General features: G+C 73.5%; 21 protein-coding genes. 11 read left to right on the forward strand and 10 right to left on the reverse strand.

The features are described 5' to 3' along the window. Position 1 precedes the first annotated feature (1 nt). Positions 2-601: a TetR family transcriptional regulator gene (locus FR742_RS17455; RefSeq protein ID WP_148031922.1), complete on the reverse strand. Its 600-nt coding sequence runs from the start codon at positions 599-601 to the stop codon at positions 2-4. Between the two features lie 65 nt (positions 602-666). Here FR742_RS17455 and FR742_RS17460 point away from each other — a divergent pair, with 65 nt between their 5' ends. The 5 genes from FR742_RS17460 (at position 667) to FR742_RS17480 (ending at position 6,121) form a co-directional block, all read left to right on the forward strand. Beyond that, on the forward strand, positions 667-2,646 hold the full coding sequence (locus tag FR742_RS17460; RefSeq protein ID WP_148031923.1) for an AAA family ATPase: 1,980 nt from the start codon (positions 667-669) through the stop codon (positions 2,644-2,646). A gap of 31 nt (positions 2,647-2,677) precedes the next feature. Next, complete coding sequence (locus FR742_RS17465) at positions 2,678-2,935, forward strand: hypothetical protein (protein ID WP_148031924.1); 258 nt, start codon at positions 2,678-2,680, stop codon at positions 2,933-2,935. A 12-nt stretch (positions 2,936-2,947) separates the two neighbouring features. Next, positions 2,948-3,544: a CoA pyrophosphatase gene (locus tag FR742_RS17470; RefSeq protein ID WP_148031925.1), complete on the forward strand. Its 597-nt coding sequence runs from the start codon at positions 2,948-2,950 to the stop codon at positions 3,542-3,544. A 213-nt stretch (positions 3,545-3,757) separates the two neighbouring features. After that, positions 3,758-4,459, forward strand: coding sequence for a 1-acyl-sn-glycerol-3-phosphate acyltransferase (locus tag FR742_RS17475; RefSeq protein WP_261808584.1), 702 nt, complete (start codon positions 3,758-3,760; stop codon positions 4,457-4,459). A gap of 75 nt (positions 4,460-4,534) precedes the next feature. Further along, positions 4,535-6,121, forward strand: coding sequence for a penicillin-binding transpeptidase domain-containing protein (locus FR742_RS17480; protein WP_261808585.1), 1,587 nt, complete (start codon positions 4,535-4,537; stop codon positions 6,119-6,121). A 39-nt stretch (positions 6,122-6,160) separates the two neighbouring features. Here the strand turns inward: FR742_RS17480 and FR742_RS17485 are convergent, their stop codons facing one another. Next, positions 6,161-6,427, reverse strand: coding sequence for a DUF3040 domain-containing protein (locus FR742_RS17485; protein ID WP_148031927.1), 267 nt, complete (start codon positions 6,425-6,427; stop codon positions 6,161-6,163). Between the two features lie 133 nt (positions 6,428-6,560). On the opposite strand from FR742_RS17485, the gene FR742_RS17490 reads away from it, so the two are divergent. After that, positions 6,561-7,583 carry an Rv2578c family radical SAM protein gene (locus tag FR742_RS17490; RefSeq protein ID WP_148031928.1) on the forward strand — a complete coding sequence of 341 codons (1,023 nt, stop codon included), beginning with the start codon at positions 6,561-6,563 and terminating at the stop codon, positions 7,581-7,583. A gap of 511 nt (positions 7,584-8,094) precedes the next feature. After that, positions 8,095-9,381 (forward strand): glycosyltransferase family 4 protein, encoded by a 1,287-nt coding sequence (locus FR742_RS17495; protein WP_148031929.1) that lies wholly within the window; start codon positions 8,095-8,097, stop codon positions 9,379-9,381. Here FR742_RS17495 and FR742_RS17500 read toward each other — a convergent pair. The 4 genes from FR742_RS17500 to FR742_RS17515 form a co-directional block, all read right to left on the reverse strand. Then, a complete protein-coding gene (locus tag FR742_RS17500; RefSeq protein ID WP_222708965.1) occupies positions 9,341-10,249 on the reverse strand; it encodes a S1C family serine protease in 909 nt (302 codons plus the stop codon). The genes FR742_RS17495 and FR742_RS17500 overlap by 41 nt on opposite strands. 65 nt (positions 10,250-10,314) lie before the next feature. Further along, the gene (locus FR742_RS17505; RefSeq protein ID WP_148031931.1) at positions 10,315-10,779 is read right to left on the reverse strand and encodes a hypothetical protein; all 465 of its coding nucleotides are present in this window, start codon (positions 10,777-10,779) and stop codon (positions 10,315-10,317) included. Beyond that, on the reverse strand, positions 10,718-11,377 hold the full coding sequence (locus FR742_RS17510) for an RNA polymerase sigma factor (protein ID WP_148031932.1): 660 nt from the start codon (positions 11,375-11,377) through the stop codon (positions 10,718-10,720). The genes FR742_RS17505 and FR742_RS17510 overlap by 62 nt, the downstream gene beginning before the upstream one ends. Positions 11,378-11,707: 330 nt before the next feature. Continuing rightward, positions 11,708-12,985, reverse strand: a complete 1,278-nt coding sequence (locus FR742_RS17515; RefSeq protein ID WP_148031933.1) for a S8/S53 family peptidase — start codon at positions 12,983-12,985, stop codon at positions 11,708-11,710. Positions 12,986-13,092: 107 nt separating this feature from the next. Here FR742_RS17515 and FR742_RS17520 point away from each other — a divergent pair, with 107 nt between their 5' ends. After that, positions 13,093-15,954 carry a CHAT domain-containing protein gene (locus FR742_RS17520; RefSeq protein WP_187281188.1) on the forward strand — a complete coding sequence of 954 codons (2,862 nt, stop codon included), beginning with the start codon at positions 13,093-13,095 and terminating at the stop codon, positions 15,952-15,954. 17 nt (positions 15,955-15,971) lie between these two features. On the opposite strand, the gene crcB is transcribed toward FR742_RS17520, so the two are convergent. Continuing rightward, the gene (gene crcB / locus FR742_RS17525) at positions 15,972-16,331 is read right to left on the reverse strand and encodes a fluoride efflux transporter CrcB (RefSeq protein ID WP_148031935.1); all 360 of its coding nucleotides are present in this window, start codon (positions 16,329-16,331) and stop codon (positions 15,972-15,974) included. Then, on the reverse strand, positions 16,328-16,723 hold the full coding sequence (locus tag FR742_RS17530) for a CrcB family protein (protein WP_261808586.1): 396 nt from the start codon (positions 16,721-16,723) through the stop codon (positions 16,328-16,330). Before FR742_RS17530 ends, crcB begins: the two co-directional genes overlap by 4 nt. A gap of 75 nt (positions 16,724-16,798) precedes the next feature. Between FR742_RS17530 and FR742_RS17535 the strand changes: the two genes are divergently transcribed. Further along, positions 16,799-17,515 carry an HNH endonuclease family protein gene (locus tag FR742_RS17535; RefSeq protein WP_148031937.1) on the forward strand — a complete coding sequence of 239 codons (717 nt, stop codon included), beginning with the start codon at positions 16,799-16,801 and terminating at the stop codon, positions 17,513-17,515. A gap of 8 nt (positions 17,516-17,523) precedes the next feature. Here the strand turns inward: FR742_RS17535 and FR742_RS17540 are convergent, their stop codons facing one another. After that, positions 17,524-18,351: a GDSL-type esterase/lipase family protein gene (locus tag FR742_RS17540; protein ID WP_148031938.1), complete on the reverse strand. Its 828-nt coding sequence runs from the start codon at positions 18,349-18,351 to the stop codon at positions 17,524-17,526. A gap of 160 nt (positions 18,352-18,511) precedes the next feature. Here FR742_RS17540 and FR742_RS17545 point away from each other — a divergent pair, with 160 nt between their 5' ends. Beyond that, positions 18,512-19,741 carry an isochorismate synthase MenF gene (locus FR742_RS17545; RefSeq protein WP_148031939.1) on the forward strand — a complete coding sequence of 410 codons (1,230 nt, stop codon included), beginning with the start codon at positions 18,512-18,514 and terminating at the stop codon, positions 19,739-19,741. A gap of 9 nt (positions 19,742-19,750) precedes the next feature. Here FR742_RS17545 and FR742_RS17550 read toward each other — a convergent pair whose 3' ends face one another. Next, complete coding sequence (locus FR742_RS17550) at positions 19,751-20,365, reverse strand: YigZ family protein (protein WP_219544422.1); 615 nt, start codon at positions 20,363-20,365, stop codon at positions 19,751-19,753. Between the two features lie 84 nt (positions 20,366-20,449). Here FR742_RS17550 and FR742_RS17555 point away from each other — a divergent pair, with 84 nt between their 5' ends. Continuing rightward, complete coding sequence (locus tag FR742_RS17555) at positions 20,450-21,580, forward strand: epoxide hydrolase family protein (RefSeq protein ID WP_148031941.1); 1,131 nt, start codon at positions 20,450-20,452, stop codon at positions 21,578-21,580. The last annotated feature ends 2 nt before the right edge of the window (positions 21,581-21,582 follow it).

The following is a 21,582-nucleotide window of genomic DNA, read 5'->3' on the forward strand; positions in this document are numbered from 1 at the left end:
GTCACAGGCGCAGCAGGGTGTAGGCGTGCCGGGCGGCGCGGACGGCCTCCGGCTCCTGCTCGGCCAGGGGGACGCCGAGAGACAGGGCCTGCCAGTTGCGGCGGGCGAGGATGCGGTGGACGGTCAGGACCTGGCCGGCCACCAGCGACGCGGTCAGCTCGTCGACGGTCTCCGCGAGCGCCTCGGCCAGCGCCGCCTCGTCCTGGGCCGTGTGGTGGGACAGGCGGGCGGCCAGGCCGGGCGTGGTGAACACCATCCGGTGGAACCCCATGACCTCCGGGTCGTCGTTGAGCCCGGTGACCGGGTCGCGGCGGGCGAGGCCGTCGAGGAAGTGGCGGCGCAGCGCCTCCAGCGGCCCCTCACCGGGCGCCCGGGCGCGCACCACGCGGGCGCCCTCGCCCTGGTGGTCGGCGATCCGGTGCAGGACCAGGTCCTCCTTCGTCGGGAAGTACTTGAACAGCGTCGGCTTGGACACCTGGGCGGCGGCGGCGACCTCGGTGACCGGCACCTCGTCGAAGCCGCGCTCCAGGAAGAGCCGGATGGCCGCGGCGGAGATCGTCTCCCGCACCCGCCGCCGCTGGAGCTCGCGCAGTCCCGTCATGAGCACACTCTAGCAAAGCGTTAACCTGGTCAATATCTTAACCGAGTTAACGCTTAGGAGGTGCGATGACGGCGCTCGACGAGGAGAGACGCCACGCCGAGCGGTGCCGGGCGGGGCTGCGCGGGATGCTGGACGCCGCCAGGGAGAACGTGATCGTCGGCGAGACCGTGGCCGGCGACCGCTACAGCGCAGAACGGCTGGGCCGCCACCTCAAGAGCCTGGCCGAGGAGCTCGGCGAGGAGCCGGACGGGCCGCCGTTCTTCGGCAGGCTCGACTTCGGCGCGGGCTCGGCGGACCACGCGGGCCGCACGTACCACATCGGCCGGCGGCACGTCGGCGGCGAGCGCGGCGGCCCGCCGCTGGTGATCGACTGGCGGGCGCCGGTGTCGCGGGCGTTCTACCGGGCGGGCGCCCGCGACCCGCTGGGGGTGGCGGTGCGCCGCCGGTTCGGCTGGGCCGGGACCGTCCTGACCGGGTACGAGGACGAGCGGCTCAGCCGGGGCGAGGAGGAGCGGGCCGGGCGCATCCTGGCCGCCGAGATCGAGCGCCCGCGGGTCGGCCCGATGCGCGACATCGTCGCCACCATCCAGCCCGAGCAGGACGACCTCGTACGGGCGGGCCTGGAGGAGTCGATCTGCGTACAGGGCGCGCCCGGCACCGGCAAGACCGCGGTCGGCCTGCACCGGGCGGCCTACCTGCTGTACGCGCACCGGCGGCGGCTGCGCCGCGGCGGCGTGCTGGTGCTGGGGCCGAACCGGGCGTTCCTCGGCTACGTCTCGGCCGTGCTGCCCGCGCTGGGCGAGGTGGACGTCGAGCAGACGACCCTGGACGAGCTGCTCGCCACCGTGCCCGTGCGCGCCGAGGACACCCCGGACGCGGCCGCGGTCAAGCACGACGCGCGGATGGCGCGGGTGCTGCGCGAGGCGCTGTACGGGCGGATCCGCAAGCCGGTCGAGCCGCTGGCGGTGCCCGACGGCTCGGCCCGCTGGCGGGTGGGCGAGGACGAGCTGCGCCGCGTGGTCGACGGCACCCGCCGTGACGGGCTCCCGTACGCGACGGCGCGCGAGCGGGTGCGCGCCCGGGTCGTCGAGCTCGTGCGGAGGCAGGCCGAGGCGCGCGGGCGGTCCGCGACGGCGGCGTGGCTGCGCGGCGTCGGCCGGGCGGTCACGCCGTTCCTGGACGCGGTGTGGCCGGCCGTCCGGCCGGAGGAGGTGCTGTACGAGGTCCTGTCCGGCCGGGCCCCCGCCCCGTCGCTCACCGGCGCCGAGCGCGAGGCGATCGTGTGGGCCAGGCCGCCGCGCGGGTTCAGGGGCGCCCGGTGGTCCGCGGCCGACCTGGTGCTGCTGGACGAGCTCGCGGGGCTGATCGAGCGGCCGCGCGGCTACGGGCACGTGATCGTGGACGAGGCGCAGGACCTGTCCCCGATGCAGTGCCGGGCGGTGGCGCGGCGTAGCGAGCACGGTTCGCTGACGGTCCTGGGCGACCTGGCGCAGGGCACCACGCCGTGGGCGGCGGCCTCCTGGCCTGAGCGCATGGCCCTGCTGGGCAAGCCGGAGGCGCGGGTGGTCGCGCTGACGGCGGGTTTCCGGGTGCCCGCGGAGGTGGTCGAGGTCGCCAACCGGCTGCTGGGGACGCTCAAGGCGGACGTGCCCGTCACCCGCGCGCACCGCGCCGGCGGCAGACTGCGCGTGCGCGCCGCCGGCGACCTGGCCGCCGGCCTGGTGGCGGCGGTGCGCGAGGCGCTGGGGTTCGAGGGGTCGGTGGGGGTGATCGCCGCCGATCCGGCCGCCGGGGCGCTGGAGGAGGCGCTGCGGGCGGCCGGGCTGGAGCCGGACGAGCGGCTCGCCGTCCTGCCCGCCTCGCTGGCGAAGGGGCTGGAGTTCGACCACGCGGTGGTGTGCGAGCCCGGTGACATCGCCCGCTCGGGCGAGCGCGGCCCGAACCTCCTGTACGTGGCGCTGACCAGGGCGGTGTCCCGGCTGGACATCGTGCACGCGGGGCCGTTGCCGGTGGAGCTGGACCTCGGAGGCGGCGCGGGTATGTGATGGGCTGACCTGCCCCCCAAGAGAGGCCGCGATGACCTCGCCAGACCCGCACCCCGATGAGCCGCGCCCGGGTGAGCTGCGCGGTCCCGCGGCCGAGGTGCTGTCGGCCGCCGGGTTCGCCTGTGCCGCCGTCGCCCTGCTCTACCTGCCGATCGCGTTCGGCCTGGCGGGGATCCTGCTGGGCATCGCCGGTCACGCCCGCGGCGAGGCGCTCGGCAGGTGGGCGGCGGTCGGCGCGGCCGCCGCCATGGCCGCGGGCACCGCGCTGGGCGCCCTGCTGGCGGCGTGAGATCCTGAGCGGATGCTGCCGCCCATCGACGAGCTCCGGGCTCTGGTCACCGCCCGGCTGCGGGCCTTCGACCGGCGGGAGGTGCCGCCCGCCGACGGGATCCGCCGGGCCGCCGTGACCGTGTGCGTGCTGGAGGACGAGCGGCGCGACCCGTACACGATCGTGATCAGGCGGGCGCCGCACGGCCGGAACCCGGGGCAGTGGGCGCTGCCCGGCGGGCGGCTGGACGACGGCGAGACGCCCGTCGAGGCGGCGCTGCGGGAGCTGGAGGAGGAGACCTCGGTCGGCGGCGTGACCGTGGCGGGGCTGCTCGACGACTTCGTGACCGACTCCGGGTTCGTCATCACGCCGGTGGTGGCCTTCGGCGGCTCGCAGCGGCCGGTCGCCGATCCGCGCGAGGTGGCGTCGGTGCACGACGTGCCGCTGGAGTGGCTGCTCGCGCCAGGGGTGCCGCGCTGGCGGGGCGAGCTGCTGCAGCTGCCGCTGGGGCCGTCGATCGTGATCCACGCGCCGACGGGGGCGATTTTGTGGCAGTTCGCGGAGGTCGCGCTCCGTGGCCGTGAGCAGCGGGTGTTCGACGTGGCGCAACCGCACTGGACCAGAACGTGACCGAATCTTGGGCCCGGATGGAATACCTCCAGCCGGATGTCCGTTAGCATCGAATGGCCGATGTGGTCTGTGTCCCCCGGGCCGCAAATTACCGCCTTCACGGAATACCGTTCGGCTGGAGCCGTGTTGTGCATCTCGCCGAGGAGGCGACCGCCACATCGGCCTTAACGCGTCCTCGTGCCCCGTCCCCGGACGGGGCACGACGCGTTTAGGGTGAGTGGCCGGACCGACACGATCGCCTCCTGGAGCGCCAAGTTGCTTTATCACGTGGTCAAGTTCGCCGCGGTGCCGCTCACCCACGCCATGTGCAGGCCGCACCTGTCGGGCGCGGCGCACGTGCCGCGGACCGGCCCGGCCATCCTGGCGGCCAACCATCTGTCGGTGATCGACTCGTTCCTGCTGCCCGCCCTGCTCCCCCGGCACGTCACGTTCGCCGCGAAGAACGAGTACTTCTCCGGCAACCCCGTCTCCAGCTGGTTCATGCGGCTGGGCGGCAGCCTGCCGACCGACCGTGAGAGCGCCAGGGCCGCGCAGGAGATGCTCGACGCCGCCGCCGGGCTGCTGGAGCGCGGCGAGCTGTTCGGCATCCACCCGGAGGGCACCCGCTCCCCCGACGGCCGCCTCTACCGCGGCAAGGTCGGCGTCGCCTGGCTGGCGCTCAAGACCGGCGCCCCCGTGCTTCCCGTGGCGCTCAGCGGCACCGACAAGGTGATGCCGTTCGGCGCCAGGGTGCCCCGCCCGGCCACCGTCGGCATCCGGATCGGCGAGCCGCTGCGGTTCGACGGCGACCATCGCGACGCCCGGGAGCGGCGCCGCGTGACCGACGAGGTCATGGCCGCCATCCAGCGGCTTTCCGGGCAGGAGTACGTCCCGGAGTACGCGTCCGGTCACAAGCCGTCCCATGGCACGTCGTGATGCCGCCCCGCTAAGCTCGGTCCCCTGTCGACGGTCAGGGGGCTGACAGTGGCGCGTCCGCGCACCATCGTGATCGTGTCCGTCGCCACCGTGGTGGCGGTGGGGGCCGCCGCCGGTGGCGCCTACTACGTGCTGCACACCCGCGGCACACCCGCCGAGACGGCGCAGCGCTTCGCCGCCGCGTGGCAGTCCGGCGACCAGGCGCGGATGAGCGCCGAGCTGGCCGTGCCGCGCGAGCTCGGCCTCTACGGCCGGCTCCGCGAGGGACTCGGCGTCGAGTCCACCAAGGTGACGCTGGGGCAGCCGCGCGAGAGCGACGAGCGCGCCACCGTCCCCTACACCGCCACCCACCGGCTGAAGAACCTCGGCGACTGGACGTACGAGGGAGAGCTCGCGCTCAAGGTGGCCGACCGCCACTGGAAGGTCGACTGGGCCCCCGCCGCGGTGCATCCGAAGCTGACCTCGGAGGCGGAGTTCACGCTCCAGGCGAAGTGGCCCGAGCGGGCCAAGATCGTCGACGCCGACGGCAACCGCATCGACACCGGCGAGGTCGGCGGCTCGGTCCAGCAGCTCGTCGGCTTCCTCGACAAGGCCACGAAGGACGACGTGCGGCGGCTCGGCTCCGCCTACAAGACCGGGCAGGCGGTCGGGCGGGGCGGGCTGCAGCAGACGTTCGAGAAGCGGCTCGCCGGCACGCCGACGACCGAGATCAGGGCGGGCGAGACCACCCTGGAGACGATCGAGGGCGAGGACGGCGAGTCCCTGACCACCTCGCTCGACCCCCAGGTGCAGGACGCCGCCGTCACGGCGGTCAAGGACCTCGACAAGCCCGCCTCGCTGGTGGCGATCAGGCCCGGCACGGGAGAGATCCTGGGCGTGGTCAACAACCGGGGCGGGTTCAACCGGGCCATCGACGGCCGCTACCCGCCGGGCTCGACGTTCAAGGCGGTCACCGCGGCCGGGCTGCTGGCCGCGGGGCTGAAGCCGGGCGACACCGTGACCTGCCCGAAGTACGTGACCGTGGGCGGGCTGCGCATCCGCAACTCCGAGGAGGCCGCGTACGGCAAGGTGTCGTTCTCCGACTCGTTCGCCTACTCGTGCAACACCTCGTTCGCGCCGCTGGCCAAGCAGCGGCTCGGCGCCGACAAGCTGCTGAAGACCGCCGAGCTGGTCGGCTTCAACACGGCGCCGGCCATCGGCCTGCCCGCCACCGAGCCCAGCTTCCCCAGGGCCGAGTCCGACGCCGAGCTGGCGGCCGAGTCCTTCGGCCAGGGCCGCATCACCGCCAGCCCGCTGTCGATGGCGTCCGTGGCCGCGGCTCTCGCCGACGGCACCTGGCGGCCGCCCACGCTGGTGCCGGAGGCGGAGCAGAAGGTCAAGCCCCGCCCGCTGCCCGACGGGGTGACGGATGACCTGCACGCGATGATGGCGGCCGTCGTCACCAAGGGCACCGCCAAGGCCGCCGGCCTGCCCGCCGGCACCCACGGCAAGACGGGGACCGCCGAGTACGGCACGGGGCCCGAGCTCGACTCCCACGCGTGGTTCATCGGGTTCAGGGACGACGTGGCGTTCGCGGTGGTGGTCGAGGGCGGTGGCGGCGGCGGCAAGGTCGCCGCGCCGGTGGCCGCCGACTTCCTGCGCGCCCTGCCGTCCTCCCGCTGACCCCGGCCCATTCAGGCGAGGCCCGCGGGGCGGATGGGGTCAGGCGGCGGTCAGGGCGAGGGCGGCCGAGGCCTCCTCACGCAGGACGAGGATCAGGAGCGTGGCGACGAGCGTGGCGATCAGGAACCAGCTGATCACGATGATGACGGTCGAGCGGCTGGGCGCGTGCCCGCCCGCCGACCTCTCCTCACTGCGGCGCGCGCGCTCGTTGAACGACTCCAGCCGTGCGACGAGTCGCGGATCGTCGTCGACGAGGTGCTGCTCGATCTGGGCCAGCATCCGCTCTTCGTCCTGCGACCAGGCCATGGGTGCACCTCCGGAACGCAAGCTCTGTGCCGCATTCCTGCCCAACCATGAAGATCATTAGCCGTGGGCCGACCTGCCAATTGCGATCTCTTTTGGTTTGCGATCACTGTCGAACCTCTGTTCTAATCATGGCATGCGCTGGGACAACCTGCGTCTGACCGACGCCGGGCCGGACGATCCGGCCGCGCCGCTGTTCGCCCGCGGCGCGGTGGCCCGCACCTTCGACACCCCCGGCTTCCGGGGCATGACCTTCTACGAGATCCAGGCGCGTTCGATCATCAACCGGGTGCCGGCGGCCAGCCGGGTGCCGTTCGACTACACGATCAACCCTTACCGCGGTTGCGGCCACCGGTGCGTCTACTGCTTCGCGCGCAAGACCCACGAGTATCTCGACCTCGACGCGGGGGCCGACTTCGACTCGAAGATCGTGGTGAAGGTCAACGCCGCCGAGCTGGTCCGCAAGGAGCTCGCCGCGCCGCGCTGGCGCGGGCAGCACATCGCGATGGGCACCAACGTCGACTGCTACCAGCGCGCCGAGGGCCGCTACGAGCTGATGCGCGGCATCCTGGCGGCGCTGCGCGACGCGGCCAACCCGTTCTCGGTCCTCACCAAGGGCACGCTGATCCTGCGCGACCTCGACCTGCTCACCGAGGCGGCCGACCGCGCCGACGTGGGCGCGAGCTTCTCGGTCGGCTTCCTCGACCCCGACGTGTGGCGCTCGGTCGAGCCGGGCACCCCCGACCCGCGCCGCCGCCTGGAGGCGTGCGCGACGCTCAACGCCCACGGCATCGGCTGCGGTGTCCTGATGGCCCCGGTGCTGCCCTACCTCACCGACTCCCCCGCCCAGCTGGAGCGGACGGTCAGGGAGATCGCCGCCGCCGGCGCCACCCATCTCACCCCCATCGTGCTGCACCTGCGCCCCGGCGCCCGGCAGTGGTGGCTGGCCTGGCTCTCCCGCGAGCACCCGCGCCTCGTGCCGCGCTATCTGGAGCTGTACGGTCGCGGCGCCTACGCGCCGAGGGCCTACCAGGAGCGCGTCACGACCCAGATCAGGGAGCTCGCCACCCGCTTCGGCATCGGCCGCGCCACTCCGGCCAGGGCCCGCCGCCTCCCGCCGCCGCCACCGCCTTCTCCCCAGCAGCTCACTCTGCTGTGACCCCTGGGCAGCGGGATGGGTGGGGCCTGAGCTTTTCGCGTTCTGGACTCGTACCAAATTGATGGTATGTCGCGTTTTGGTGGAGTAGGGGTATTACGGGGTTAGTGCGTTATATGAGGCGCACTGTCCGTACAGGGGGGACACCATGTCTGACATGAAGAAGAAACCCAGCGCGAAGTCCGGCAAGGCGAAGAAGCAGGCCCTCAAGGCGAACCGGCAGGACAAGGAGATGAAGAAGGAGGCCGCGAAGCCTGAAGAGGCGTAACGACTGGGCACTGGCGAGGCAGCCGGGCCGTCCACATCCCGGCTGCCCTGTCAGGTTCGTCTGAAAAGTGCTGACTTCGCAAGCAACGTTATCCCGCCATATGGCGTCTAAAGATCATAGAAGTGGATAGCGCCACGGGGATGAACGGCGCAAACCACTCGAACTCGGTAAGGGCCGACGGGGGGCGACTCCTACCGCCGGCCTCGCCGATCCATCACGTTGTCAACCGGCGGGGGGACGTTCCAGGTGCGGACATGGGCGCGTAAGGGCAAGTCAGCGGCGGCCCGGGTGTACAGGGGTTACAACCGGCGCAGGGCGCGCAAGGCGCCCCCGCCGTCGACGCGGGAGATCAAGATCCTCCTGCTCCACGCCAACGGCATGGGCGGCACCATCAGGACCGTCTTCAACCTCGCCGGCCAGCTGGCCGAACGGCACGACGTGGAGATCGTGTCGATCCTGCGGGAGGACGAGGAGCCGTTCTTCCCGCTGGACCCGCGGGTGCGGGTGCGCTATCTGGACGACCGGCTGACGCCCGGCTCCGACCCGGTGCGGGCCATGCTGTCGAAGCTGCCGAGCAGGCTGATCCCGCAGGACGAGACCGCCTACCACCGGTTCACCCTGTGGACGGACCTGAAGCTGGCCCGGTTCATCCGCTCGGTCGGCACGGGCGTGCTCATGGCGACCAGGCCGGGGCTCAACCTGGCGGTGGCCCAGTTAGCTCAGCCCAGCGTGATCACGATCGGGCAGGAGCACGTGGCGCTCAAGGTCAAGGACCAAGGGCTGCAGGAGCTGATCAAGTGGCGCTACCGCCGCCTGGACGCGCTCGTCACGCTCACCAAGGCCGATCTGAGCGACTACCGGGCCGCGCTGCCCAAGCCGCCGAAGAAGCTGGTGCGCATCCCGAACGCGGTCCCGCCGATGAACGGCGACCTCGCCAAGGGCGACGCCAAGGTGGCGGTCGCGATGGGCAGGATGACCAAGCTGAAGGGGTTCCACCGGCTGATCAAGGCCTGGGAACAGGTGGCGGCCGCGCACCCCGACTGGACGCTGCGCATCTTCGGCGCCGGCCCGCAGGAGGACAACCTGCGCGAGCAGATCGCCGAGGCCGGCCTGGAGGGCAAGGTGGAGCTGCCCGGCAAGACCGCCGACATCGGCGCCGAGCTGGAGAAGGCGTCCATCCACGTGATGAGCTCCCGCCACGAGGGCTTCTCGCTGACGATCCTGGAGGCGATGGCCAAGGGGGTCGCGATCGTCTCGTTCAACAGCCCGCACGGCCCCAAGGAGATGATCACCGACGGGGTCGACGGGCTGCTGGTCAAGCCTCGCACCGAAGACAACCTGGCGGCCGCCATCATGCGGGTGATCGAGGACGAGCCGCTCCGCCGCCACCTGGCCGCCGGCGGCCTGGAGACCGCCAAGCGCTACGACATCGCCGCCATCGGCGCCCAGTGGGAGGAGCTGATGGACGACCTGCTGGCCCGGCGCACCCGCGTCAGGCTTCCGGCCCCGACAGCTCCACCGGTTCGGCGATGACGTCGACCAGCGCGCCGTTGCGGTAGACGGTGATCGGCAGCGGCCGCCCGATCGCGTCGGCGAACATCAGCCGCTGCAGGCTCTGCGCGTCGCCCACCGGGTTGCGGCCCGCGCTGAGCACCAGATCGCCGGCGCGCAGCCCGGCCCGGCCGGCGGGCGAGCCGGCGATCACCTCCACCACGCGCAGCGCGCCGTCCTGGCCGGTGCGCCGCCGCAGCGCCTCCGGCAGCGGCGCCGGCGAGGTGACCAGCCCCAGGAACGCCCGCCGCACCCGCCCGTCGCGGATGAGCGCGGCGACGATGGCCCGCGTGGTGGCGTTGACCGGCATGGCCAGCCCCACGCCCACGCCGGCCACGGCGGTGTTCACGCCGACCACCCGCGCCCGGGAGTCGGCCAGCGCGCCGCCGGAGTTGCCGGGGTTGAGCGCCGCGTCGGTCTGGATCACGTCCTCGATGAGCCGTACGGCCGAGCCGCTGCGGGCGGGCAGCGACCGGCCCAGCCCCGACACCACGCCCGCCGTCACCGATCCGGTGAGCCCGAGCGGGTTGCCGACGGCGACCACGAGCTGGCCGACGACGAGCTCGTCGGCCTGACCGAGCTCGGCGGGCTCGGGAGCGGGCACCCCGGAGCGGATCACGGCCAGGTCGGACAGCGGGTCGCGGCCGATCACGGTGAACGGGCCGGAACTGCCGTCGGCGTAGGCCACGGTGCCGGACCGGGCGGAGCCGACCACGTGCGCGTTCGTCAGCAGGAACCCGTCGCGGGTGAACACCACGGCGGAGCCGCTCCCCCGCCCGGCGCGGACACTGGCGACCTTGGGCAGCAGCTCGGCTGCCACGGAGGAGACGATCTGCGAGTAGGAGTCCACGGGGAGCCTCCCGACATGACGGCCGGCGATGTGATTACATCATTACCCATCACGTCAAGCTACGCTCAAAGGGCGATCCAGTCGGTCACCACGTTGGTGCCGCTGCTGGGGCTGCACTGCAGCCGGAACGCCTGCGACGGCGCGGGCCTGAACACGAAGCAGCCCGACTCGTCGATCGCCGACTCCACCACCGCGCCGGTGACCAGGTGCGTGTAGGCGGTGCCCGGCCGGGCCGGGACCACCTGCCCCATCAGCGCCTCCCTGCCGACCTCCAGCTCGATCGTGACCTCGCCGGTGGCGAAGATGAGCGCCCGCAGCGGCACGTGCTCCGCGCCCCGCGTCGGCGACAGCTCCTCCCGCTCCGCCGCCGAGTCGTAGGTCAGCGACGCCAGTTCGGCGTCGACGTCGTGCCAGGTGAAGATCGCCTTTCCGGCCGCCACGAACTCGGGCGGCACCTCCCGGGCCGCCTCATCGGCCCGTCTGAGCGCGGCGAGCAACCTGTCTTCGTCCTTCCACCACGGCGTGGCCATGCCTCTCGCCCTCTTCCTGCGTCTCACGTTCGGACCTGATCAGGGCGGCCACCGCCGGAGAGCGGCGCAGCTTGGCCAGGCACCGCGCCCGCGTCGGCCCGATCGCGCCGACGGGCATCGACAGCTTGTCGCTGATCTCCGCGTACGAAGCGGGCGGCACCCGCATCAGCATGGCCAGCAGCTCCCTGCAGCGCGCTTCGAGCTGCCGGAAACCGGCCATGAGCGCCGCGTTCCGCTCCGCGTCGAGCAGATCCTGATCCAGCGCCGCCGCCCGCTCGTCCACCAGCGCCTCCTGGTCGACCTGCTGGCTGAGCCGCTGCTGCCGTTCGGCGCCGTGAGCGAGCCTGAGGCACTCGCGCCGGGTGGCGGTGGCCAGCCAGCCGGGCAGCGCCGCGGGCTCACGCAGCCTCGGTAGCTGTTCGACCAGTGACAGCCACACCGTCTGGCCCACGTCGTCGGCGTCGGCCCGGCTCAGCCGGAAAGCCTTGCAGATCGACCAGACCAGGGGCGCGTAACGTTCGACGATCTCGTCCCACGCGTCCTTCTCACCGGCCCTCGCCCTCATCACCAGGGCGACGACCGATGGATCGTCTCGCATGTCCGTGTGCTCCTTTCCGGGCCCGGCCCACCCCGTCAGGGTGAACGCGAATGCGCGGTGCGTCCAGGCGTGACGCTGCAACGGACGATGCGAGCAGTAAAGGGGCATGACGTCTCTTCGCTACTCGGTGACGGCGGTCACCCTGACGGAGCGGCCGGACCGCGCTCTGATACACCGGCCGCTCCTGGAGAAAAATCACCCGTATCAAATCGGGACCACCGGACTCCTACAGGCGTAAGCACCCGCCCGCCAGGCGAGGGGCGGACACCGGGAGCACCGGCGCGGGCACAGGGGCCCCGCGACCGGTGATCCGCGGGCCGGAGCGCGCCATCAGGCCTGCCCGCACGGGAACAACGCCCTGCCCACTCCCTGCAGATCCTGCGCCGAGGCGAGCACGGCCGCCCTGGCGTCCTGCGCCGACTCCCCCGTACGCGCCATCCGGTCCGCGATCAGCCCCGCGACCAGCGGCGCCGCGAACGAGGTGCCGTCCCAGCGGGCCATGCCGGCGAAGTTCTGCACGGCCGGCCGCTTCGGCGGCTCCTGGTAGGTGTACTCCCCGGTGGCGTAGGCGTTGACGTGCCCCTCGCCGAGCGCGTACACGTCCACCCACGGACCGTAGTTGCTGAACCAGGCGCGGTGCGTCTGGTCGGGTCCGAGCGCGCCGACCGACACGGCCCAGTCGTAGGCGGCCGGGTAGAACGGCCGGTCGGTGGCGTCGTTGCCGGCCGCGGCGACCAGCACGACGTCCGGATGGTCCTGCTGGAACAGCTCGAACCCGATCGACGACCAGTTGTCGCGGGTGTACGTGCCGGCCGAGAGGTTGATCACGTCGGGCGCCGGCGACTGGGCCACCAGGTCCTCCAGCTTGCCGACCATCACGTCCTCCAGCTCGGCGCCGGAGGTGGAGAAGTGGTCGGCGACGGACACGCGCGCCGTGGGCGCCTGGCACTTGGCCACCCCGGCCACGAACGTGCCGTGCCCGCGGAAGGCGGAGATGATCGGCAGCCCGCTGATCGGCGAGGGCGGGCCCAGCGGCTCGGGGTCGCCGCTGACGCCGCCCAGCCAGGGGTACACGGCCGGGTCGAGCTGCAGCCAGCCGGTGTCGCACACGCCGATGGTCACCTCCCGCACCTCCTCGCCGGCCTCGCACGGCGGCGGCCACGGCACCCCCGGATCACCCGGCGGCACCTCGGGCTCGGTGCCGGGGCACAGCCGGGAGATGTGCATGACGTGCACCGGCGAGGCGATGGGCGCGCGCTCCCGCGTGGCCTCGCCCGCGTGGCCGGGCCGCCGGTCGAGCGGGCGCGCGCCGGTGCCGAGCCGCTGCTCGATGCGGGCCAGCGCCTCGGGTACGGTCATCGTGCCGCCCTCGATCCCCTCCAGCGACAGCACCGACAGCTCGCCCCGGCCGCGCCGGTCGAGCTGCCTCAGCCCGGGCGGCAGCGCCTCGGCGATCCGTCCGACGTCCCCGCGTCGTGCCAGCAGACGGCCCGCCTCATAGAGGTAGTCGACCTCCCCGGCCGGCGTGTAGGCCACCGTCACCTCGATCCCCCGTGAGGCGAAGGCGTCCTTGATGATCCGGAACTGAGCGTCGAACACCGCGTCCATGTATGGCCTCTCCCCAGGCGTCGCATAGGTGGCTCTGGCGGTCGGTTTCCCCCTCCTATATCGGCGCGGGCTTGCGGGTGATACACGTGATCCTCCAGAGTCGAAGAATGCCGGCGGATTCCGAACTCCCCCGAACGGACGCGGCCGGTCTGCCGCCGCTGGCCCTGTCGCGCCCGCACGAGGCTCTCGGCAAGGCCCGTGACCTGCTCGCCACCGGGCCGCCGCCCCTGGAGGCGTCCTTCGCCCGCCAGGCCGTCGGGATCGTGCTGCGCGAGTTCGGCGACATCGAGGCGGCGGTGCGGGAGCTGGAGACGGCCCGCCGGCTGGCCCGCCGGTCCGGGTCGGCCGAGCGGGAGGCCGACGTGCGGGCGACGCTGGGCGTCGCGCTCGCCTTCGCGGGCCGTACGACCGCCGCGCGCAACACCCTCAACGCGGCCGTCCGCCAGTCCACCGGCCATCTGCGCGGGCGCATCCTGCTGCGCCGGGGCGGCGTGCTGGCCACCCTGGGCCACCACCGCGACGCCCTGGCCGACCTGAACAGCGCCGTCACCGCGCTGCGGGCGGCCGGCGACCCGATCTGGGAGGCGCGGGCCCGCACCGAGCGCGCCACCTGCGACCTCGCGCTCGGCGGCCTGAGCAGGGCCGCCACCGACCTGAGCAGGGCGGAGGAGCTGTTCAACGCGAACGGCCAGGAGCTGGAGTCGGCCGACGCGATCGTGCACCGCGGCGTGCTCGCGCTGCGCATCGGCGACCTGCCCGCCGCGCTCCACTGCTTCGACCAGGCCGCCGAACGGTTCGGCAAGCTCGGACTCCCCGACCCCACGCTGTCCGTCCAGCGCTGCGCGGCCCTGCTCGCCGCCGGCCTGCCCCGGGACGCGCTGGACGAGGCGCACACCGCGCTGGACCAGCTCGAACGCAGCCACGGCCAGGCCACCAAGAAGGCCGAACTGGAGCTGGCCGCCGCGGGCTGCGCGCTGGCCGCCGGACAGAGCGACGCCGCGCTGCGCCACGCCACCCGCGCCGCGGACCTCTTCGACCACCAACGCCGCCGCTGGTGGCGCGCACACGCCCGCCTGGTCAAACTACGCGCCCAGGTAGCCGCGACACCCCCCACCGCCGACCCCCGACGGTCAGCCGCCAGTACGGAGCGGCACCACGCGGCCGACGCGGAGCCGCGACGCGGAGCCGGCACGAACCCGCAACGCGTAGCTGACACAGAGCTGCAACGCGCGGCCGGCGCGGACCCGCACCGCACGGCAGATCACCACCCAGCGAGCGCGGACACCCACCGCGCGACCGATCACCACCCAGCCGTCACAGACCCGCGACGCGGAGGCGGGGGGGACGGGGTGGAGTTGTTGCGGGAGGCCGCGCGGTGCGCTCGTGAGCTGGCCGCGTTGTCCTCGCCCGATGTGCCGCTGGCTCATCTGATCGCCGGGCGGCTGGCGCTCGCGTTAGGGCGCACCGCCGTGGCGCGCACGCATCTGGCCGCCGCCGCGCGCGGGCGCCGCCACGGCCCGGCGCTGTCGCGGGCCGTCGCCTGGCTGGCCGAGGCGCTGCGCGCCGAGGCCGAGCACGACCCGGCCCGGCTGATGCGGGCCTGCAGACGCGGCCTGGACGTGCTCGACCAGCACCGGGCCACGCTCGGCTCCAGCGAGCTGCGCGCCCAGGCCAGCGCCCACGGCGCCGAGCTGGCCGCGCTCGGCCAGCGCCACGCCCTGCGGCTGGACCGTCCCCGCCTGCTGCTGGCCTGGAGCGAACGCTGGCGGGCCACCGCGCTCGCCGTCCCCTCCGTACGACCGCCCGACGACGAGCGCCTGCAGGCCGACCTGGCCGCGATCCGCGCCGTCACCGACCGGCTGGCGCAGGCCCGCGCCCAAGGGCTGCCCACCGCGCACCTCGCGGCCGAGCAGCTGCGGCTGGAGCGCGCCGCGCGCTCCCGCGCCCTGCACGCCCCCGGCCAGGACGCGGACGCCACGACCGGCTGCGACGTGCCGGCGTTGCTCGCCGAGCTGGGCGCGGACCGTCTGCTGGAGCTGGTCGACGTGGACGGCCGGCTGCACGTGCTGGTCTGCGGCTCCGGCACGGTGCGCCGCTTCCCCGCGGGGGACACCGAGGAGGCCGCGCGCCACATCGACCTCGCCCGCTTCGGCCTGTCCAGGCTGGCGCACGGCCGATCCACGCTCAGCCCGGCCGCCCTGCTCGCCCAGGTGGAGAAGAGCGGCCGCGCGCTGCAGGAGGCGCTGCTCGGCGACGCCGCGCACCACCTCGGCGACGGCGAGGTGGTGATCGTCCCGCCGGGTCGGCTGCACGCGGTGCCCTGGGCCCTGCTGCCGGCCCTGCGCGAGCGCACGGTGAGCGTCGCCCCCTCGGCGGGCACCTGGCTGCGCGCCCGCCGCGCCGGCTCGCCCTCCACCGGCCGGGTGGTGCTGGTACGCGGTCCCGGCCTGCGCTCAGACGGCGCCGAGATACGCCACATCGCCCCCGAGTACCCCGGCCGGGTCGTGCTCGGCGACGGAACGGCCACCGTGGCCGGGATCCTGCGCGCGATGGACGGCGCCCGGCTGGCCCACGTGGCCGCGCACGGCACCTTCCGCGCCGACAGCCCGCTCTTCTCCGCCCTGAGGGTGGACGACGGGCCGCTGACCGTCTACGACCTGGAGCGGCTGCGGCGCGCGCCCCGCCAGGTGGTGCTGTCGAGCTGCGACTCCGGGCTGACCGCGCCCACCGGCGCCGACGAGCTGCTCGGCCTGGCCAGCTCCCTCATCCAGCTCGGCACGACCGGCATCGTCGCCAGCGTGGTCCTGGTCAACGACAACGCCGCGGTGCCGCTCATGGTGGAGCTGCACCGCCGGCTCTCGCGGGGCGCCTGCCTGCCGGCCGCGCTGTGCGAGGCCCGCCGCGCGGCGGCCACCGACCCGGTCGCCACCGCCACCGGCTGGTCCTTCGTCGCCCTCGGCGCCTGCTGACCCGCCCGGCGCGCCGCTCAGCCCAGGGTGCGGGCGAGCAGCACGCCGCCCGCCGCCGCCGCCAGCCCCAGGGCCACGCTCGCCACCGCGTTGGCCACCGCGTGCCGCCCCGCACCCCGCTCGGCCAGCCGCACGGTCTCGTAGCCCAGCGTCGAGTACGTGGTCAGCGCCCCGCAGAACCCGGTGCCCAGCAGCGCCGTCCAGCCGGGACCCACCGGCAGCGCCGCCAGGAACCCCAGCAGCGCCGACCCGGCCACGTTGACCAGCAAGGTCCCCCAGGGGAACATCGAGCCCTGCCTCGCCCGTACCGCCTGATCGACCGCGTAGCGCAGCGGCGCGCCCACGGCGGCGCCGAGCACCACCAGCAGAGCCGTCATCGCCGCACCAGCGCCCGCGTGATCCTCATGCCCGCCCAGGTCGCCGCCACGGCGGCCACCATCGTCCCCGCAAGATAGGCCGCCGCCACCGCCGTCGTCCCGGCCGCCAGCAGGCCGTGCGCCTGCACCGCGTACGTGGAGAACGTGGTGAACCCGCCCAGCACCCCGGTCCCGAGGAACGGCCGCGCCAGCCGATGCGCGACCCGTCCCTCCGAGACCACCACCATGAGCACCCCGATCAGCGCGCACCCGGCCGCGTTCACTCCGAACGTCGCCCACGGGAACCCGCCCGGCGCCGCGGGCAGCAGCTCTTCGACGGCGAGGCGCGCCAGCGCCCCGGTCGCGCCGCCCGCCGCGATCGCAGCGACATACTCCTTGCCCAACAGCCTCACACTCCTCACCGTGTCGGAACGCGCCGGCGTGGGAACCTCTCCAGAGAAGTCCGACGCAGCACCACGGAGCCCTGTTTGAGTCTCAAGGACGCCGTCGCCATCTTCGCCGGAGCGGTCATCGTCGTCGCCCTCGCCAACGGCACGGACACCACGGCCCCCGCCACCGCGGCCAGCCCGCTCGGCAACACCAGCGGAACTCTACCCGGCCTCGCGCCCATCACCTCCCACCAGGACAAGGACCGCGCCCGCGCCATCATCGCCAGGCTGAAGGTCAAGGGCCGCGGCCCCAGCACCGGCTACCACCGCGGGCGCTACGGCGAGAACTGGGCCGACACCGCCACCGGCGTGCCCTACGCGCGCAACGGCTGCCGCACCCGCGACGACCTGCTGGCCCGCGACGGCCGCAACGTCCGCTACCGCGAGGGGTCCACCTGCGAGGTGATCGCCATGGACCTGGACGACCCGTACACCGGCCAGCGTATCGGCTGGTCCAAGAGGGACGCGGGCGCGGTCCAGGTCGACCACGTGGTGCCGCTCGCCTACGCCTGGCGGATGGGCGCCTCACGGTGGGGCGGAGGCAAGCGCGTCGACTTCGCCAACGACCCGCTCAACCTGCTGCCGGTCAAGGGCACCGCCAACGAGCAGAAGGACGCCTCAGGACCGGCGAGCTGGCTGCCGCCGCAGCGCCGCGTGCGCTGCGCTTACGTGACGCGCTTCGCCCAGGTGGCCGTCAAGTACGCCGTGCCCGTCACCCGCGCCGACAAGAAGGCGATGCTCGCCCAGTGTCGTTGAGGGGGCCGTTATCGGGGGTCGGCCCAGGTGAAGCCGTTGCCGAAGGTGAGCTCGGCCAGCACCTTCTGACCGGCCACGTTGGGGTGGAAGTAGTCCCACCGGCTCACCTGCTTGAGCGTGAACGGGTAGGAGAACACCGCGCCCCGGTCGGTGCGGCACCACAGGCGCGCGGCGCACACCTCGGCGGCCTCCCGGTTGTAGTCGATGACCCGTTCGCGCACGTGGGTCCGCCGCAGCACGTCGGCCTTCGCGGTGGAGGTGGGCCTGGCCAGCATCGACGGGCAGATCCGCCCGACCCGCCACACCCCGCGCGCCACGGCCTGGTCCTTGGCCACCCGCCACAGCCGGTGCACGTCGGGGATGCTCGCGATCAGCACCCGCACCCCCGGCACGCCCGCCCGCAGCTCGTTGAGCGCCTGCTCCAGCCGCTGACGGTAGACCGCCACCGGCGTCATCTGCCGCTCCGAGGCGGTGCACGCGTCCTGCGCCCCGATCAGCACGGTCACGTAGTCGGCCCGCGCCGCCACCGCCTTGCGCACCTGCCCAAGGAGGTCGGCGCTGGTGGAGCCGGGCACCGCGTAGTTCTTCGGCGCGAGACCCGGGCCGAGCGCCGCCAGCCGCCCGTAGTGGCTGTCCACGGCGGCGTTCCGGCCGGACGACCAGGACCGGGACCGGCATGAGATGAAGAACCCGCAACTGTTGTAACCGGACGAGATCGAGTCGCCGAGCGCCGCCATCACCCGCGGCACGGGCTCCCCGGGCGTCGTCGCACGAGCCACACCCGACGCCGCCAGCACCCCCGCCACCGCCAGCACCGGCACCACCTTGATGATCATGCACTCACGGTAGGCAGATGATCACCACGCGTCCATCACCTGGGGGTCACGCCTGCCATGTCAGGACCAACTCGCTATCGGCGCTTGACGAAGGGACCGTAACCGGCCGTTCACGGGGGTCCAAGTCGAACACGTTCAGTTCCCGCATAGAGTGTCTCAAGTGAGTGTCGCGCTCGGAACAACCCGCCCGCTACCGGTTCGCACGACCCCTGTACGCGACCCCGGTAACCTGATCGTCAGCCTGCCCATGACGGCGCCCTACGCGTGGATCAGGCACGGCGAAGGGCTCGTCGGCTGGGGTGAGGCGGCGCGCGCCGACGTCCCGCCGGGTCCCGGCCGGTTCGCCTGGGCGCGCGAGTGGCTGGCGACCGTCTTCGACGGCGCGCTCGTCGACGACTCGGTGCGCTCCCCCGGCAGCGGCCCGGTCGCCTTCGGCACCTTCACCTTTGACGAGAACTCTCCCGGCTCCACCCTGGTCGTCCCCCAGGCGGTGCTGGCCCGCAAGGACGGGCGGGCCTGGCTGACCACGATCGGCGACCAGCACCTGGAGACGTTCACCCCGCTCGCCGACCCGGGCCGGATCAGCTACGGCGACGGCAGCCTCACCGCCCCCGAGTGGGAGCACGTGGTGGCCCGCGCCGCCCGCCGCATCCGCCAGGGCGAGCTGGAGAAGGTCGTGCTCGCCCGCGACCTGCTGGCCACCGCCGAGCAGCCGATCGACATCCGGCTCCTGCTGCTGCGCCTGGCCCGCCGCTACCCCGAGTGCTACGCGTTCTCGGTGGCCGGGCTGGTCGGCGCCACCCCCGAGCTGCTGATCCGGCGCACCGGCCAGGAGATCGAGTCCCTGGTGCTGGCCGGCACCACGCCGCGCGGCACCGGCCCGGCCGACGACCTGGCCCGCGGCGAGGCGCTGCTCGCCTCCACCAAGGACCGCCACGAGCACGAATGCGCGATCTCCTCGGTCCGCCAGGCGCTCGCTCCGCTCTGCTCCTCGCTGCGCACGCCCGACGAGCCGGAGCTGCTCGTCCTGCCCAACGTGCAACACCTGGCCAGCCACGTGACGGGCCGGCTGGCCGACGGCGCCTCCGTGCTGGACGTGGTGGCCGCCATGCACCCGACGGCGGCCGTCGGCGGCACCCCGACCGCCACGGCCATCGAGGTCATCCGCGAGCTGGAGGGCATGGACCGGGCCGGTTACGCGGGCCCTGTCGGCTGGATCGACGCCCACGGCGACGGCGAGTGGGGCATCGCGCTGCGCTCCGGCATCGTCGAGGGCCGCCGCGCCCGCCTGTTCGCCGGCGGCGGCATCATGGGCGACTCCGACCCGGCGGCCGAGCTGGCCGAGGCCCAGGCCAAGTTCCGCGTCATGCAGTACGCCCTCGAAGGCTGACCTCGCCGCTCAGCCCGGCAGGTGCACCGGCTCGCCGGGCGTCACGCGCGCCCGCCCCGCCGTCAGCGTCGCCAGCCAGTCGGTGAACCCCGCCACCTCGTCCTCGCCCACGGCCACCGCGAACTCCACCGCCTGCCCGTAGGTCACCTCGCGCACCGGATGACGTGAGGCCCGCAGGTCGTTCTCCACCCGGCCCGCCTGGTCGTGCGCCACCGACACCAGCATCAGCCTGGCCGGCACCATCCGCACCGGCTCGGCCCGGTCGAGCGTCTCGGTCACCGCCGACCCGTACGCGCGCACCAGCCCGCCCGCGCCCAGCAGCGTGCCGCCGAAATAGCGCGTGACCACCGCGACCACGCGGTCGAACCCGCGTCCCACCAGCGCCTGCACCATCGGTGTGCCGGCCGTGCCGCCGGGCTCGCCGTCGTCGTCTCCCTTGCGCTCCTGCCCGACCACGTACGCCGTGCAGTTGTGGGTGGCCGACGGATGCAGCCGCCGCCGCTCGGCGATGAACTCCGCCGCCCGCGCCGTCGTCCCGGCCGGGGCGATCGCGCAGATGAAGCGCGAGCGCCTGGCCTCGGTCTCGTGCTCGATGGGGCTTTTCAGGGTGAGGTACGAGGACACGCCTCCCAGGCTAGGGCCCGCGGTTGCCATCCTTGAACCGTATGGTGTACGGTACAGCGTACTGGATTGACTGGAGGCTCACGCTTGACCGACATCCGCCCGTACCGTCTGGAAACCCCGCAGGCCGACCTCGACGACCTGCACGCCCGCCTCGACCGGGTGCGCTGGCCCGACGAGGTGCCCGGGCAGGGCTGGCGCCTCGGCGTCCCGCTCGCCCACCTGAAGGACCTCGTCACCCGCTGGCGCCACCACGACTGGGCGGCCGCCTGCGCGGAGCTCAACCGCCACGACCAGTTCGTCACCGAGATCGACGGCCAGCGGATCCACTTCCTCCACGTGCGAAGCGCCGACCCCGGCGCGCTCCCGCTGCTCGTCACCCACGGCTGGCCCAGCTCACCGTTCGAGTACCTCGACGTCATCGAGCCGCTCAGCCGCGACTTCCACCTCGTCATCCCGTCCCTGCCCGGCTACGGCCTGTCCGGGCCCACCACCGAGCTGGGCTGGGGCTCCACCCGCGTCGCCCGCGCCTGGCTGGAACTCATGACCCGCCTCGGCTACGAGCGCTTCGGCGTCCAGGGCGGCGACTGGGGCACCTGGATCTCCCGCGAGACCGGCGTCCTGGCCCCCGAACGGGTCGTCGGCATGCACGGCAACGGCATCATCTGCTTCCCGATCGGCGCCCCCGGCGAGCTGGACGACCTCACCGCCGCCGAGCGGGAGCGGCTCGCCTTCCGCGAGCGCTACATGAGCGAGCAGTACGGTTACAAGCTCATCCAGTCGGCCAGGCCGCAGACCTTCGCCTACGGCATGGCCGACTCCCCCGTCGCCCTGCTCGCCTGGTTCGCCGGCGTCTACCACGAGTGGAGCGACGGCGGGATCGACCCCGGCCACCTGCTCACCACCACGACGCTCTACTGGCTGACCAACACCGCCGGCTCGGCCGCCCGCTCGTTCGTCGAGACGCCCGACACCGAGCAGGACACCTCCGTGGAGTGGGAGCTCAAGCCGGCCACCGTGCCGACCTCCGTCTCCGTCTTCCCGAAGGACATCCTGCGGCCGATCCGCCGCTTCGCCGAGCGCGACAACGCCATCGTCGGGTGGGTCGAGCACGACCGCGGCGGCACCTTCGCCGCTCTGGAGCGGCCGGACGTCTTCGTCGCCGACGTGCGGGAGTTCTTCGCCACGTTGCGCCGGCCGGGCGCCTTTACGATGTAGAT

This window comes from Nonomuraea sp. C10, assembly GCF_008017515.1.
GTDB classification, from domain to species: domain Bacteria; phylum Actinomycetota; class Actinomycetes; order Streptosporangiales; family Streptosporangiaceae; genus Nonomuraea; species Nonomuraea ferruginea.

Excerpts from the sequence above, each read along its gene's own strand:
- FR742_RS17460 (WP_148031923.1), top strand. The coding sequence starts at position 667 with ATGACGGCGCTCGACGAGGAGAGACGCCACGCCGAGCGGTGCCGGGCG.
- FR742_RS17465 (WP_148031924.1), top strand. The coding sequence starts at position 2,678 with ATGACCTCGCCAGACCCGCACCCCGATGAGCCGCGCCCGGGTGAGCTG.
- FR742_RS17485 (WP_148031927.1), bottom strand. The coding sequence starts at position 6,427 with ATGGCCTGGTCGCAGGACGAAGAGCGGATGCTGGCCCAGATCGAGCAG.
- FR742_RS17520 (WP_187281188.1), top strand. The coding sequence starts at position 13,093 with ATGCCGGCGGATTCCGAACTCCCCCGAACGGACGCGGCCGGTCTGCCG.
- crcB (WP_148031935.1), bottom strand. The coding sequence starts at position 16,331 with ATGACGGCTCTGCTGGTGGTGCTCGGCGCCGCCGTGGGCGCGCCGCTG.
- FR742_RS17490 (WP_148031928.1), top strand. The coding sequence starts at position 6,561 with ATGCGCTGGGACAACCTGCGTCTGACCGACGCCGGGCCGGACGATCCG.
- FR742_RS17510 (WP_148031932.1), bottom strand. The coding sequence starts at position 11,377 with ATGCGAGACGATCCATCGGTCGTCGCCCTGGTGATGAGGGCGAGGGCC.
- FR742_RS17470 (WP_148031925.1), top strand. The coding sequence starts at position 2,948 with ATGCTGCCGCCCATCGACGAGCTCCGGGCTCTGGTCACCGCCCGGCTG.
- FR742_RS17505 (WP_148031931.1), bottom strand. The coding sequence starts at position 10,779 with ATGGCCACGCCGTGGTGGAAGGACGAAGACAGGTTGCTCGCCGCGCTC.
- FR742_RS17515 (WP_148031933.1), bottom strand. The coding sequence starts at position 12,985 with ATGGACGCGGTGTTCGACGCTCAGTTCCGGATCATCAAGGACGCCTTC.
- FR742_RS17540 (WP_148031938.1), bottom strand. The coding sequence starts at position 18,351 with ATGATCATCAAGGTGGTGCCGGTGCTGGCGGTGGCGGGGGTGCTGGCG.
- FR742_RS17455 (WP_148031922.1), bottom strand. The coding sequence starts at position 601 with ATGACGGGACTGCGCGAGCTCCAGCGGCGGCGGGTGCGGGAGACGATC.